13 protein-coding genes are annotated in these 14,783 nt (G+C 60.0%); 7 read left to right on the top strand and 6 right to left on the bottom strand.

All coding sequences use genetic code 11. The features are described 5' to 3' along the window. Nucleotides 1-196 precede the first annotated feature (196 nt). From AC3ZVB_RS11725 to AC3ZVB_RS11700, 6 genes are all read left to right on the top strand, one after another. Nucleotides 197-946: a FadR/GntR family transcriptional regulator gene (locus AC3ZVB_RS11725; RefSeq protein ID WP_490146599.1), complete on the top strand. Its 750-nt coding sequence runs from the start codon at nucleotides 197-199 to the stop codon at nucleotides 944-946. Nucleotides 947-1,325: 379 nt separating this feature from the next. After that, nucleotides 1,326-2,237 carry a 5-dehydro-4-deoxyglucarate dehydratase gene (kdgD, locus tag AC3ZVB_RS11720; RefSeq protein ID WP_008148911.1) on the top strand — a complete coding sequence of 304 codons (912 nt, stop codon included), beginning with the start codon at nucleotides 1,326-1,328 and terminating at the stop codon, nucleotides 2,235-2,237. Between the two features lie 59 nt (nucleotides 2,238-2,296). Then, nucleotides 2,297-3,742: an aldehyde dehydrogenase family protein gene (locus AC3ZVB_RS11715; protein ID WP_162440076.1), complete on the top strand. Its 1,446-nt coding sequence runs from the start codon at nucleotides 2,297-2,299 to the stop codon at nucleotides 3,740-3,742. Nucleotides 3,743-3,821: 79 nt separating this feature from the next. After that, the gene (locus AC3ZVB_RS11710) at nucleotides 3,822-5,279 is read left to right on the top strand and encodes an MFS transporter (RefSeq protein ID WP_490146598.1); all 1,458 of its coding nucleotides are present in this window, start codon (nucleotides 3,822-3,824) and stop codon (nucleotides 5,277-5,279) included. 11 nt (nucleotides 5,280-5,290) lie between these two features. Further along, nucleotides 5,291-6,844, top strand: a complete 1,554-nt coding sequence (gene garD, locus AC3ZVB_RS11705; RefSeq protein ID WP_194691412.1) for a galactarate dehydratase — start codon at nucleotides 5,291-5,293, stop codon at nucleotides 6,842-6,844. 296 nt (nucleotides 6,845-7,140) lie between these two features. Next, nucleotides 7,141-8,082, top strand: a complete 942-nt coding sequence (locus tag AC3ZVB_RS11700) for an AEC family transporter (protein ID WP_162440079.1) — start codon at nucleotides 7,141-7,143, stop codon at nucleotides 8,080-8,082. A gap of 156 nt (nucleotides 8,083-8,238) precedes the next feature. Here AC3ZVB_RS11700 and AC3ZVB_RS11695 read toward each other — a convergent pair whose 3' ends face one another. From AC3ZVB_RS11695 to gatC, 6 genes are all read right to left on the bottom strand, one after another. Further along, nucleotides 8,239-8,619: a carboxymuconolactone decarboxylase family protein gene (locus AC3ZVB_RS11695; RefSeq protein ID WP_162440080.1), complete on the bottom strand. Its 381-nt coding sequence runs from the start codon at nucleotides 8,617-8,619 to the stop codon at nucleotides 8,239-8,241. Then, nucleotides 8,616-9,674 (bottom strand): calcium/sodium antiporter, encoded by a 1,059-nt coding sequence (locus tag AC3ZVB_RS11690; RefSeq protein ID WP_162440081.1) that lies wholly within the window; start codon nucleotides 9,672-9,674, stop codon nucleotides 8,616-8,618. The genes AC3ZVB_RS11695 and AC3ZVB_RS11690 overlap by 4 nt, the downstream gene beginning before the upstream one ends. A 46-nt stretch (nucleotides 9,675-9,720) precedes the next feature. Further along, entirely contained in the window at nucleotides 9,721-10,095 is a 375-nt protein-coding gene (locus tag AC3ZVB_RS11685) for a septal ring lytic transglycosylase RlpA family protein (protein WP_490146597.1), read from the bottom strand. Nucleotides 10,096-10,318: 223 nt separating this feature from the next. Continuing rightward, on the bottom strand, nucleotides 10,319-11,764 hold the full coding sequence (gene gatB / locus AC3ZVB_RS11680; protein ID WP_162440083.1) for an Asp-tRNA(Asn)/Glu-tRNA(Gln) amidotransferase subunit GatB: 1,446 nt from the start codon (nucleotides 11,762-11,764) through the stop codon (nucleotides 10,319-10,321). A gap of 10 nt (nucleotides 11,765-11,774) precedes the next feature. Further along, entirely contained in the window at nucleotides 11,775-13,226 is a 1,452-nt protein-coding gene (gatA, locus tag AC3ZVB_RS11675; RefSeq protein ID WP_162440084.1) for an Asp-tRNA(Asn)/Glu-tRNA(Gln) amidotransferase subunit GatA, read from the bottom strand. Between the two features lie 16 nt (nucleotides 13,227-13,242). After that, a complete protein-coding gene (gene gatC, locus AC3ZVB_RS11670) occupies nucleotides 13,243-13,530 on the bottom strand; it encodes an Asp-tRNA(Asn)/Glu-tRNA(Gln) amidotransferase subunit GatC (protein WP_007901429.1) in 288 nt (95 codons plus the stop codon). 210 nt (nucleotides 13,531-13,740) lie between these two features. Between gatC and mreB the strand changes: the two genes are divergently transcribed. Then, nucleotides 13,741-14,778, top strand: a complete 1,038-nt coding sequence (gene mreB / locus AC3ZVB_RS11665) for a rod shape-determining protein MreB (RefSeq protein ID WP_002555108.1) — start codon at nucleotides 13,741-13,743, stop codon at nucleotides 14,776-14,778. Nucleotides 14,779-14,783: the final 5 nt, after the last annotated feature.

The raw sequence follows: 14,783 nt of genomic DNA, 5'->3' as shown, positions 1-14,783 counted from the left end.
GTTCGGCGGCGAAGCCGTCGCAAATCAGCTTCCTCGGTGTATCAGTTACACCGAGGGCTGCGGTTCTGCGACGGCTTCGCCGCCGAACGGGGATAAATCCCCTCACCACGGTTGCTCCCAAAGGGGCTAGGTGATCGTACAACCGCGTTGAGCTATGATGCGGTTTCAGCCGAAATTTTCGAGACCGATGCACACCATGGAAAATCCGATCGACGCACCACGCCTCCCTCGCAAGCGCCGCAGCCTCGCACAGGAACTGGTGACGGTGCTGTCCGAGCAGATCCGCGACGGGCACCTCAAGCGTGGCGACAAATTGCCCACCGAGTCGGCGATCATGGATGCCCATGGCGTCAGCCGCACCGTGGTGCGCGAAGCGATTTCCCGTTTGCAGGCAGCAGGGCAGGTGGAAACCCGCCACGGCATCGGCACCTTCGTGCTGGACACACCGAGCCCGAGCGGTTTCCGCATCGACCCGGCAACCGTGGTGACCTTGCGTGACGTGCTGGCGATTCTGGAACTGCGCATCAGCCTCGAAGTGGAGTCCGCCGGCCTCGCTGCACAACGTCGCAGCCCCGAGCAACTGGCAACCATGCGTGCCGCCCTCGATGCGCTCAACGAAAGCGCATCCCACGCCAGTGACGCAGTCGCCTCGGATTTCGCCTTTCACCTCGAGATCGCCCTGTCCACCGGCAACCGCTACTTCACCGACATCATGACGCACCTGGGCACCAGCATCATTCCGCGAACACGCCTCAACTCCGCGCGGTTGGCCCATGACGACCAGCAGCACTACATGAGTCGGTTGAGTCGTGAACACGAAGAGATCTACGACGCAATTGCCCGCCAGGATTGCGATGCGGCGCGGGCGGCGATGCGTCTGCACCTGACCAATAGCCGTGAGCGGCTGCGCCATGCCCATGAAGAAGCTGAGGCGCAGCGCGGATAGGTAATCTGTCCGTGTCATTCATCGTCTGAATTACCGCTATCGCGAGCAGGCTCGCTCCTACAGTAGATCTCGCCACACTGAAGATCCCTGTAGGAGCGAGCCTGCTCGCGATAGGGCCATAAGCCATAAACTAAAACCTCCACATCTTCCGACAACGTATCTCTGAAACGATCTTTTATTACGTCGCTCGGACCGGTCCTCTCTGCGCCGAAACCGGCTAAAAATCTAAGTCGTAGCCTTTTTTGTCGAACAATTTTCACCCGGCAGCGATGAAATGCAGTTGACGATTATATTTTAAGTTGTACGATGACCTACAACTCGGCGAAGGCTGAACGGTTTTCCCAACAACTTAGACGTCGCTACTCAGGGTGTTCGAATAATGAATCCACAAGAACTGAAGTCCATCCTCTCCTCCGGCCTGCTGTCTTTCCCGGTAACCGATTTCAATGCCCAGGGCGATTTCCATCGAGCTGGCTACATCAAGCGTCTCGAATGGCTGGCCCCATACGGCGCCTCGGCTCTGTTCGCCGCAGGCGGCACCGGTGAGTTCTTCTCTCTGGCGGCCAGCGAGTATTCGGAAATCATCAAGACCGCCGTCGATACCTGCGAAACCAGCGTACCGATTCTGGCCGGTGTTGGGGGTTCGACCCGTCAAGCCATCGAATACGCACAGGAAGCCGAGCGTCTGGGCGCCAAAGGCCTGTTGCTGCTGCCGCACTACCTCACTGAAGCCAGCCAGGACGGCGTTGCCGCCCACGTTGAAGCCGTGTGCAAATCGGTCAAAATTGGCGTCGTGGTCTACAACCGCAACGTGTGCCGCCTGACCGCTCCGCTGCTGGAACGTCTGGCCGAGCGCTGCCCGAACCTGATCGGCTACAAAGATGGCCTGGGTGATATCGAGTTGATGGTGTCGATCCGTCGCCGCCTCGGTGATCGCTTCAGCTACCTGGGCGGTTTGCCGACCGCCGAAGTCTACGCCGCTGCCTACAAGGCGCTGGGTGTGCCGGTCTACTCCTCGGCGGTGTTCAATTTCATCCCGAAAACCGCGATGGATTTCTACCACGCCATCGCCCGCGAAGATCACGCCACCGTTGGCAAGATCATCGACGACTTCTTCCTGCCCTACCTGGACATCCGTAACCGCAAAGCCGGCTACGCGGTGAGCATCGTCAAGGCCGGGGCAAAAATTGTCGGCTACGACGCAGGTCCTGTGCGTGCACCGCTGACCGATCTGCTGCCAGAAGAGTACGAAGCTCTGGCCGCACTGATCGACAAGCAGGGCGCGCAATAACAACCGACTAAGCAAGGCCGCTGAGTAATCAGCGGCCTTTTGCGTGAGGAGATAGAACAGTGGCAGATGCAAAGCGTTTCGATAACTACATCAACGGCGAATGGGTTGCCGGTGGCGATTATTCCGCCAACATCAACCCGTCCGAACTGACCGACACCATTGGCGACTACGCCAAAGCTGACCTGGCTCAAGTCCATGCCGCCATCGACGCCGCCCGTGCAGCGTTTCCGGCCTGGTCCACTTCGGGTATTCAGGCCCGTCACGATTCCCTGGATAAAGTCGGCAGCGAGATCCTCGCCCGTCGTGAAGAGCTCGGCACCTTGTTGGCTCGGGAGGAGGGCAAGACCCTGCCTGAAGCCATCGGTGAAGTGACTCGTGCCGGCAACATTTTCAAATTTTTCGCCGGTGAATGCCTGCGCCTGTCCGGCGACTATTTGCCGTCGGTGCGTCCAGGCGTCAACGTTGAAGTGACTCGCGAAGCCCTGGGCGTGGTCGGTCTGATCACCCCGTGGAACTTCCCGATTGCGATCCCGGCGTGGAAAATCGCCCCGGCCCTGGCTTACGGTAACTGCGTCGTGCTGAAACCGGCGGACCTGGTACCGGGTTGCGCCTGGGCGCTGGCTGAAATCATCTCCCGCGCAGGCTTCCCGGCCGGCGTGTTCAACCTGGTGATGGGCAGCGGTCGAGTGGTCGGTGATGCGCTGGTGCAGAGCCCGAAAGTCGACGGCATCAGCTTCACCGGTTCCGTGGGTGTCGGCCGTCAGATCGCCGTCAGCTGCGTGTCGCGCCAGGCCAAGGTTCAGCTGGAAATGGGTGGCAAGAACCCGCAGATCATTCTCGACGATGCCGACCTCAAGCAAGCGGTCGAACTGTCGGTACAGAGCGCGTTCTACTCGACCGGCCAGCGTTGCACCGCATCGAGCCGCTTCATTGTCACTGCTGGTATTCACGACCAGTTCGTTGAAGCCATGGCCGAGCGCATGAAATCGATCAAGGTCGGTCACGCGCTGAAAACCGGTACCGACATTGGTCCGGTGGTTTCGCAGGCTCAGCTTGAACAGGATTTGAAGTACATCGACATCGGCCAGTCCGAAGGTGCACGTCTGGTCAGCGGTGGTGGTTTGGTGACTTGCGAAACCGAAGGCTATTACCTCGCGCCCACGCTGTTTGCCGACAGTGAAGCCGCGATGCGTATCAGCCGCGAAGAGATCTTCGGCCCGGTGGCCAACATCGTTCGCGTCGCGGACTACGAGGCTGCACTGGCCATGGCCAACGACACCGAATTCGGTCTGTCGGCGGGCATCGCCACCACGTCGCTGAAGTACGCCAACCACTTCAAGCGCCACTCCCAGGCCGGGATGGTGATGGTCAACCTTCCGACGGCAGGCGTGGATTACCACGTTCCGTTCGGTGGGCGTAAAGGTTCATCCTATGGATCCCGCGAGCAAGGTCGCTACGCACAAGAGTTCTACACGGTCGTGAAGACCAGCTACATCGGCTCGTAAACGCATTACCCCTGTAGGAGCGAGCCTGCTCGCGATGGTCTTGAGGTCGCGGCGGTAAACTTGATGCCCCGCGTCATCGTTGACCTCCATCGCGAGCAGGCTCACTCCTACAAGAACCAAAGATTCACCCGCGCATAAAAATAATCAGTGGGAGTACATCTACATGCAAGCGACCAAGCCGACCCATGTCCGCTATTTGATTTTGCTCATGCTTTTCCTGGTGACCACGATCAACTACGCCGACCGGGCTACTATCGCCATCGCGGGCTCCAGCCTGCAAAAAGACCTCGGCATCGACGCGGTCACACTCGGTTATATCTTCTCCGCATTCGGTTGGGCCTACGTGGCCGGGCAAATCCCCGGTGGCTGGCTGCTGGACCGTTTCGGCTCGAAAAAAGTGTATGCACTGAGCATTTTCACCTGGTCGCTGTTCACGGTGCTACAGGGCTACGTCGGTGAATTCGGCATGTCCACGGCGATCGTTGCGCTGTTCATGCTGCGCTTCCTGGTGGGCCTGGCCGAAGCGCCGTCCTTCCCCGGCAACGCGCGCATCGTCGCGGCCTGGTTCCCGACCGCTGAACGCGGCACCGCCTCGGCGATCTTCAACTCGGCGCAATATTTCGCCACCGTGCTGTTCGCACCGCTGATGGGCTGGATCGTTTACTCCTTCGGCTGGGAGCACGTGTTTATCGTCATGGGCGTGATCGGCATCATCTTCTCGGGTATCTGGCTGAAGGTTATCCACAGCCCGCGCCAACACCCGATGATCAACGAAGCCGAGTTCAAGCACATCGCCGACAACGGCGGCATGGTCGACATGGACCAGGACCAGGACAAGGGCAAAGGCAAAAAAGTCGACGGCCCGAAATGGGACTACATCCGTCAGCTGCTGACCAACCGCATGATGCTCGGCGTGTATCTGGGCCAGTACTGCATCAACGGCATCACCTACTTCTTCCTGACCTGGTTCCCGGTGTACCTGGTGCAGGAGCGTGGCATGACCATTCTCAAGGCCGGTTTCATTGCCTCGTTGCCAGCCATCTGCGGCTTTATCGGTGGCGTGCTCGGCGGGGTGATTTCCGACTACCTGCTGCGCAAAGGCCACTCCCTGACCTTCGCCCGCAAGGCGCCAATCATCGCTGGCTTGCTGGTTTCGAGCAGCATCGTGGCCTGCAACTACGTTGACGTTGAATGGATGGTTGTCGGCTTCATGGCGCTGGCGTTCTTCGGTAAAGGCGTGGGTGCGCTGGGCTGGGCCGTGGTGTCTGACACCTCGCCCAAACAGATCGCCGGTCTCAGCGGTGGCTTGTTCAACACCTTCGGCAACATCGCGTCGATCACCACCCCGATAGTCATCGGCTACATCATCAGCTCCACCGGATCGTTCAAATGGGCGCTGGTGTTTGTCGGTTGCAACGCCCTGGTCGCGGTGTTCAGCTACCTGGTGATCGTCGGCCCGATCAAGCGTGTGGTGCTCAAAGAGCCGCCAGTCAGCGGACCCGAAACACACAACAAATTGTCTCAAGCGCATTCCTGAGGAGCGGCGTCATGCAGTTGATTGAACATTCCGACTCGCCGCGCTACATCCGCCTGCACGAGCGGGACAACGTCGTGATCGTGGTCAATGACCAGGGCGTGCCGGCCGGCACGGAATTTCCCGACGGCCTGGTCACCGTGGACTTCGTGCCACAGAGCCATAAGGTCACTCTGGAAGACATTCCCGAGGGCGGCCAGGTGATTCGTTACGGGCAGACCATCGGTTATGCACTGTTGCCGATTCCTCGGGGTAGCTGGGTCAAGGAAGATCAACTGCGCATGCCCACCGCACCGCCGCTGGACAGCCTGCCGCTGTCCACCGAAGTGCCGGCGGCGCAGGCACCGCTGGAAGGCTTTACGTTCGAGGGTTATCGCAACGCGGACGGCACCGTCGGCACGCGCAATATTCTGGGTATTACCACGACTGTTCAGTGTGTCACCGGGGTGCTGGACCATGCGGTCAAGCGCATCAAGGATGAATTGCTGCCGCTTTATCCGAACGTCGATGACGTGGTCGCGCTGACCCACAGTTACGGCTGCGGCGTGGCAATTACGGCCACCGACGCCTACATCCCGATCCGCACCGTGCGCAATCTGGCGCGAAACCCGAACCTGGGCGGCGAAGCCTTGGTGATCAGTCTGGGCTGCGAGAAATTGCAGGCCGGGCAGGTGATGCACGAGAACGACAGCTCCGTGGATCTGAGCGATCCGTGGCTTTACCGCTTGCAGGATTCGAGTCACGGTTTCACCGAGATGATCGAGCAGATCATGGCGCTGGCCGAGACGCGTTTGAAGAAGCTCGATCAGCGTCGCCGGGAAACCGTGCCAGCGTCCGAGCTGATTCTGGGGATGCAGTGCGGCGGTAGCGATGCGTTTTCCGGCATCACTGCCAACCCGGCGCTGGGTTATGCCTCGGACCTGTTGCTGCGTGCGGGTGCGACGGTGATGTTCTCCGAAGTCACCGAAGTGCGCGACGCGATTTACCTGCTGACCTCCCGAGCGGAAAACCGGGAGGTGGCTCAGGAACTGGTGCGGGAAATGGATTGGTACGACCGTTACCTGGCTAAGGGAGAAGCGGATCGCAGCGCCAATACCACGCCGGGGAACAAGAAGGGCGGGTTGTCGAACATTGTCGAGAAGTCACTGGGCTCTATCGTCAAATCCGGCAGCAGCGCGATCAATGGCGTGCTCGGCCCTGGCGAACGCTTCAAGCGCAAAGGCCTGATCTTCTGCGCGACACCCGCCAGCGATTTCGTTTGCGGGACGTTGCAGTTGGCGGCCGGTATGAACCTGCATGTGTTCACCACCGGACGCGGCACGCCGTATGGGTTGGCCATGGCGCCGGTGGTCAAGGTGTCGACCCGGACTGAACTGGCGCAACGCTGGCCGGATTTGATCGACATCGATGCCGGGCGAATTGCAACCGGGCGGGCGTCGATCGAGGACCTTGGCTGGGAGTTGTTCCACTACTACCTGGACGTGGCCAGTGGCAAGAAACAGACATGGGCTGAAAAGCACAAGCTGCATAACGACATCACCTTGTTCAACCCGGCGCCGATCACCTGATACCGCGTTTTCGTTCATCGCCAGCAGGCTGGCTCCCACAGTGATCTTCGGTGTTCACACAGTGTGTGCAACAAAGAAGATCCCCCGTGGGAGCTAGCTTGCTGGCGATGGATCTACCAGACGCCGACGATCGTTCCCACGCTCTGCGTGGGAAAGCAGCCCGGGACGCTCCGCGTCCCTTTCAGAGCAGACGCGGAGCGTCCACTGAGGTATTCCCCCGCAGAGCATGGGAACGATCAGGGCGAAAGTGGCTTATCATTAGCCCCCTAACGACGCCCACCAAGGTATACCCCGGCATGCTGGCAATCTTCCTCGAAACCCTGAACATCACCGCGCCGGTGTTTGCCATGCTGTTTCTGGGTGTGCTGCTCAAGCGCATCGACTGGATCAACGACAACTTCATTCATACCGCGTCGGCTCTGGTGTTCAACGTCACCATGCCGGCGTTGTTGTTTCTGGGCATCTTGCATGCCGACCTGCACGCCGCTTTGCAGCCGGCGCTGCTGATCTATTTCTCGGTCGCGACCCTGGCGTGTTTCGCCATCGCCTGGGGCTGGGCGATCTTGAAGTGCCCGCGTGAGGATCGCGGGATTTACACCCAGGGCGCGTTTCGCGGAAACAATGGAGTGATCGGGCTGGCGCTGGCAGCGAGCATGTACGGCGATTACGGGATTTCCCTCGGGGCGATCCTCGCCGCGCTGGTAATCCTGTTTTACAACACGCTTTCGACCATTGTGCTGGCGGTGTACAGCCCGGTGATCAAGTCCGACCCTTGGAGCATCTGCAAGAGCGTGATGGTCAATCCGCTGATCATCAGTGTGATTGCGGCGGCCCCCTTTGCGTATTTCAAGATCGGCTTGCCGGGATGGCTGGAAACGTCCGGTCAGTACCTTGCGCAAACCACCTTGCCGCTGGCTCTGATCTGCATCGGCGGCACGCTGTCGCTGGCATCACTGCGTAAAAGCGGAAACATGGCGCTCAGTTCAAGCCTGGTGAAGATGATCGGCCTGCCGGTGCTGGCGACGCTAGGTGCGTGGTTGTGGGGATTTCGCGGGGCGGAGTTGGGGATTCTGTTTCTGTACTTCGGCAGCCCGACCGCTGCAGCCAGTTTTGTCATGGCCCGGGCGGCCAATGGTAATCATGAACTGGCCGCGGCGATTATCGTGATTACTACGCTGATGGCGGCGGTTACCACCAATCTCGGGATTTTCCTGTTGCAGTGGGGTGGGTGGATTTAACCTCGAGAGCAGGGGCGTTCTCCAGGGCCTCATCGCGGGCAAGTCCGCTCCCACAAAGGTATTTGGTGTACATGCAATGTGTGCAACAAAGCAGAACCCTGTGGGAGCGGGCTTGCCCGCGATAGCGATCTCACTGTCACTGCAAAAGCCAGGCTATTACGCCGGTTTCTGGTAGGTATCAATTACTTCCTGCGCCGCCCGGAACGCATCGATGGCCGCCGGTGCTCCGGCATACACCGCACAATGCAGCAGCGTTTCACGAATCTCCTCCACGGTGCAGCCGTTGTTCAGCGCACCGCGCACGTGGCCTTTCAATTCCTGCGGACACTTCAACGACGTCAATGCGGCGAGGGTGATCAGGCTGCGGGTTTTCAGTGGCAAGCCTTCACGGTTCCAGACCGCACCCCAGGCGTGCTCGTTGACGAAATCCTGCAGCGGCTGGCTGAACTCGGTGGCATTGCCCAGCGCGCGGTCGACGAAAGCGTCGCCCATTACTTGGCGGCGGACTTCAACGCCGGGTTTTTTATTGTCGGTCATGGCGATTCCTTTTTGTGGTGTTGGCGACGCCAGGCGCGCAGCGACGTGAACAGCAAAAACGCCACCAGCGCCGGCAGGACGAAAAACAGCATCAGGTGTTCGAGCTTGCCAGCCAGCGGCATTCCGGTAGTGAACGACACCACATGCAGGCCGTAAGCCAGGTACAAACCCAAAAACAGCAAGCCTTCGGCGCGCGTCACCCGATACCCGGAATAAAACACGGGCAGGCACAACGCCGCGACGCCGAGCATCACGGGCAGGTCGAAATCCAGGGCATTGGGCGATACCGACAAGGGCGTCGGCGCGACCAATGCGGTGACGCCAAGCACACCCAGAAGGTTGAACAGATTGCTGCCGATCACGTTACCCACGGCGATCTCCCGCTGGCCGCGCAAGGCGGCAATCAAGGAAGTCGCCAGCTCCGGCAGTGAGGTGCTGACTGCAACGATCGTCAGGCCGATGATTCGCTCCGACAGCCCAAGATCCGTGGCCACCGCGACCGCCGCGCCCAACAGCAAGTGGCCGGCGTACACCAGCATTGCCAGCCCGGCGACGATCATCAGCAGGCTGCTGATCCATGGCGTATGGCGCGTCGGGTCGTGAGATGGCGGGCGCGCCGAGTGCCGTGACTGGCGCAGCAGCAACGCCAGGTACAACACCAGGGCTGCCAGCAGCACCATGCCGTCGACGCGGGTCAGTTCTTCATTCCACGCGAGCACGAACACCAACAGGCTGGCGCCGATCATCAGCGGGATGTCCAGCCGCACCAGTTGCCGGGAAACCCGCAGCGGGATGATCAGCGCCGACAGGCCAAGGGTTACCAGGATGTTGAAAATACTGCTGCCGATCACGCTGCCGACCGCGATATCGGCGTTCTGCGCCAAGGTGGCTTGCAAGCTGACCGCCATTTGCGGCGCGCTGCTGCCGAGGGCGACGATGGTGAGACCAATGATCAGAGGTCGCACTTGCAGGCGTGCGGCCAGGCGCACGGCGGCGCGAACCATGAGTTCGGCGCCGGCGATCAGTAGAAACAGGCCGCTGAGCAATTCAATCACGCTGCTCAGGGGTAAATCGGCAAGTCCGAAAATAGTCAGCGCTCCGTCAGTCGTCGAGGGCTTGCACACGAACCCGCGCAGTGCCGCTGCGCACCATGCCCAATCGCTCGGCTGCTTCGTGCGACACGTCGATAATGCGCCCACGCGTGTGCGGCCCGCGATCGTTGATACGGACCATGCAGGACTTGTTGTTATTCAGGTTGGTGACCTTCACTCGCGTGCCAAAGGGTAACTGGCGATGGGCGGCGGTCAGGGAGTTCTTGTTGAAACGCTCGCCACTGGCGGTGCGTTTGCCTTGGTGTTTGGCGCCGTAGTAAGAGGCGGTACCGGTCTTGTCGTAGCCGTGTGGATCAATGATGTCGTTGCTGGCACAACCGGCCAGAAGAGATATGAGGGCGCAAAGGCCGAGCAGACGCTTCATTCAAGGTTTCCCGAAAACAAATGTGGGAGCGAGCCTTCGTGGCGAGGGGACTTGTCCCCGTTGGGTCGCGAAGCGGCCCCAAACTGTGAGTTCGCAATGTATCTGACACACCGAGAACTCAGGTTTTGGGCCTGCTGCGCAGTCCAACGGGGACAAGTCCCCTCGCCACAAAAGCTCGCTCCCACAAGGGTGGAGCCAGATTTGACGGCTGGCTCCATTCTCATCAGCCTTCGAGCTTGCTTTTCAGCAGTTCGTTGACCTGTTGCGGGTTGGCCTTGCCTTTGGAGGCTTTCATGGCCTGGCCGACGAAGAAGCCGAACATTTTGCCGCGCTTGGCTTCGTCTGCCGCGCGGTATTGCTCGACCTGCTCGGCGTTGGCCGCGAGCATTTCGTCCAGCACCGCAGAGATCGCGCCGCTGTCGGTCACTTGCTTGAGGCCGCGCTTGTCGATGATCTCGTCCGCACTGCCTTCGCCATTGGCCATCGCTTCAAAGACCACCTTGGCGATCTTGCCGGAGATGGTGTTGTCCTTGATGCGCAGCAGCATGCCGCCCAGTTGCTCGGCCGAAACCGGCGACTGATCGATGTCCAGGCCCTGTTTGTTGAGCAAACTGCCCAGCTCTACCATCACCCAGTTCGCTGCGAGCTTGGCGTCACCGCCGATGCTCACGACCTTCTCGAAGTAATCGGCTTGCTCGCGGCTGGTGGACAGAACGCTGGCGTCGTAGACCGAAAGACCGAACTGCTCCTGGAAGCGCTCGCGTTTCTGCGGTGGCAATTCCGGAAGGGTGGCGCGCACCTCATCGAGGAACGAGTTTTCGATCACCACCGGCAGCAGGTCCGGATCCGGGAAGTAACGGTAATCGTTGGCTTCCTCTTTGCTGCGCATCGGACGGGTTTCGTCCTTGTTCGGATCGTACAGACGGGTCTGCTGGATCACCTTGCCGCCGTCTTCGATCAGTTCGATCTGACGCTGCACTTCACTGTTGATCGCCTTCTCGATGAAGCGGAACGAGTTGACGTTCTTGATCTCGCAGCGGGTGCCGTATTCAACCTGGCCCTTCGGACGGATCGACACGTTGCAGTCGCAACGCAGCGAGCCTTCGGCCATGTTGCCGTCGCAGATGCCCAGGTAACGCACGAGTGCGTGGATGGTCTTGACGTAAGCCACCGCTTCCTTGGCGCTGCGCATGTCCGGCTCGGAAACGATTTCCAGCAGTGGCGTGCCGGCACGGTTCAGGTCGATGCCGGTGGCACCGTTGAATTCTTCGTGCAGGCTTTTGCCGGCGTCTTCTTCCAGGTGCGCACGGGTCACGCCGACACGTTTGATCGTGCCGTCTTCCAGGGCGATGTCCAGGTGGCCCTTGCCAACGATCGGCAATTCCATCTGGCTGATCTGGTAGCCCTTGGGCAGGTCCGGGTAGAAGTAGTTTTTACGGGCGAACACGTTGTGCTGGCCGATCTCGGCGTCAATCGCCAGACCGAACATCACGGCCATGCGCACCGCTTCCTGGTTCAGCACCGGCAATACGCCGGGCATGCCGAGGTCAACCAGGCTGGCCTGGGTGTTCGGCTCGGAACCGAACGTGGTGGAACTACCGGAAAAGATTTTCGACCGGGTGGTGAGCTGGGTGTGAATCTCCAGCCCGATCACGACTTCCCATTGCATGTGTTTCTCCTCAGAAGCCGGTTGGGGTGCGGGTGTGCCAGTCAGTATTCAATTGATACTGGTGGGCAACGTTCAACAGGCGACCTTCCTGGAAATACGGAGCGAGCAGTTGCACGCCGACCGGCAGACCGTCGACAAAACCTGCTGGCATGGACAAGCCCGGCAGACCGGCAAGGTTGGCAGTGATGGTGTAGACGTCTTCCAGGTACGCAGCGACCGGATCGCTGTTCTTGGCGCCGAGCTTCCAGGCCGGGTTCGGCGTGGTTGGGCCGAGGATGATGTCGACCTCATTGAAGGCCGCCATGAAGTCGTTCTTCACCAAACGGCGGATTTTTTGCGCCTTCAGGTAGTAAGCGTCGTAGTAACCGGCCGACAGGGCGTAGGCACCGACCATGATCCGGCGCTGAACTTCCGGGCCGAAACCTTCGCCGCGGGAGCGTTTGTAAAGGTCTTCCAGGTTCTTCGGATCTTCGCAGCGATGGCCAAACCGCACGCCATCAAAGCGCGACAGGTTGGAGGACGCTTCTGCCGGGGCGATCACGTAGTACGCAGGGATCGCGTGCTGCATGTTCGGCAGGCTGATTTCCTTGATCACGGCACCGAGCTTTTCCAGCTCCTTGATGCTGTTGTGGATCAGCTCGGCGATGCGCGGATCGAGACCGGCGCTGAAGTATTCCTTCGGCACGCCGATGCGCAGGCCTTTGAGCGATTCGTTGAGGCTGGCGCTGTAATCCGGCACCGGCTCGTCGATGCTGGTGGAGTCATTGGCGTCAAAACCCGCCATGCCCTGCAGCAGGATCGCGCAGTCTTCGGCGGTGCGGGCAAGCGGGCCGCCCTGATCGAGACTGGAGGCATAAGCGATCATGCCCCAGCGCGAAACACGACCGTACGTCGGTTTCAGGCCTGTCAGGTTGGTAAACGCGGCTGGCTGACGAATGGAGCCGCCCGTGTCGGTTGCGGTGGCGGCCGGTAGCAGACGGGCGGCCACGGCAGCTGCCGAACCACCGGACGAGCCGCCGGGCACGTGTTCCAGGTTCCACGGGTTTTTCACGGCGCCGTAGTAGCTGGACTCGTTGGCCGAACCCATGGCGAATTCGTCCATGTTGGTCTTGCCAAGGGTCACAGCGCCCGCAGCGGCGAGCTTCGCAACGACGGTGGCGTCGTACGGCGCCTTGAAGTTATCGAGCATCTTCGAGCCGCAGCTGGTGCGGATGCCCTGGGTGCAGAACAGGTCTTTGTGGGCGATCGGCGCGCCGAGCAGGGCGCCGCTCTCACCATTGGCCCGGCGTGCGTCAGCGGCTTTCGCCTGCTGGAGCGCCAGGTCTTCGGTGAGGCTGATGAAGCTGTTGAGCTGCGGATCGAGCTGGGCGATGCGCGCCAGCAGGACTTTGGTCAGCTCTTCGGAGGAAAACTTTTTATCGGCGAGTCCGCGGGCGATCTCGGCCAGAGTCAATTGATGCATTGCAGGCTCTTTCCCTTTAGTCGATGACTTTCGGAACCAGGTACAGGCCGTTTTCGACCGCTGGTGCGATGGACTGATAGGCCTCGCGGTGATTGGTCTCGGTCACGACGTCTGCACGCAGGCGCTGGCTGGCTTCCAGTGGGTGGGCGAGCGGCTCGATACCGTCGGTATTGACCGCCTGCATTTCGTCGACAAGCCCGAGAATGCTGTTCAGGGCCGAAGTGATGTGTGGAAGATCGGCATCATTGAGGCCAAGGCAGGCCAGATGAGCGATTTTTTCCACGTCGGAGCGTTCAAGCGCCATGGGAATCTCCAGTGGAAAACAGAACGGACGGCGTCCGTGTGTTAGATTGTCGGAACACTACCGCATTTCTACGGTCATAAGGCCGCGATTGTGGGGGTTGGTGCACAGAAAAGCGGCCAATTTAACATATTGGCGCCTTGCCCAAAATCCCTGTCGTTGTTAGAGTTTGCCGCACTTTTTTACCCACGCGTTGCCTAGGGTCCTTTCCCCATGTTCAAGAAACTGCGTGGCATGTTTTCCAGCGATCTCTCCATTGACCTGGGCACTGCCAACACCCTTATTTACGTGCGCGAGCGCGGAATCGTCCTGAATGAGCCATCGGTTGTGGCCATTCGGACACACGGTAACCAGAAAAGTGTCGTTGCCGTTGGCACCGAGGCCAAGCGCATGCTCGGCCGTACGCCGGGCAACATTGCTGCCATTCGTCCGATGAAAGACGGCGTGATCGCCGACTTCAGCGTCTGCGAAAAGATGCTGCAATACTTTATTAACAAGGTTCACGAAAACAGCTTTCTGCAGCCTAGCCCGCGTGTGTTGATCTGCGTTCCATGCAAATCCACTCAGGTTGAGCGTCGCGCCATCCGTGAATCGGCCCTGGGTGCCGGTGCTCGTGAAGTGTTCCTGATCGAAGAGCCAATGGCCGCTGCGATCGGTGCCGGCTTGCCGGTTGAAGAAGCCCGCGGTTCGATGGTTGTCGACATCGGTGGTGGTACGACCGAAATCGCACTGATCTCCCTGAACGGTGTGGTTTACGCTGAATCCGTGCGAGTTGGCGGTGACCGCTTCGACGAAGCAATCATCACTTACGTGCGTCGCAACTACGGCAGCCTGATCGGCGAATCCACCGCCGAGCGCATCAAGCAGGAAATCGGTACGGCCTACCCGGGCGGCGAAGTGCGCGAAGTTGATGTTCGCGGTCGCAACCTGGCAGAAGGCGTTCCTCGTGCCTTTACCCTGAATTCGAATGAAGTGCTGGAAGCTCTGCAAGAGTCTCTGGCTACCATCGTTCAGGCTGTTAAAAGCGCGCTGGAGCAATCGCCTCCGGAGCTGGCTTCCGATATCGCCGAGCGTGGCCTGGTGCTGACCGGTGGTGGCGCCTTGCTGCGTGACCTCGACAAGTTGCTGGCCCAGGAAACCGGTCTGCCAGTCATCGTTGCCGAAGACCCGCTGACATGCGTTGCTCGCGGCGGCGGCCGTGCATTGGAAATGATGGATAAACACACCATGGACCTGCTTTCCAGCGAGTAAATCGT

The organism is Pseudomonas sp. MDV22-iso1, from assembly GCF_058145095.1.
The sequence above is the reverse complement of the archived record's forward strand: the minus strand, read 5'-3'. Positions and strand labels throughout refer to the sequence as shown.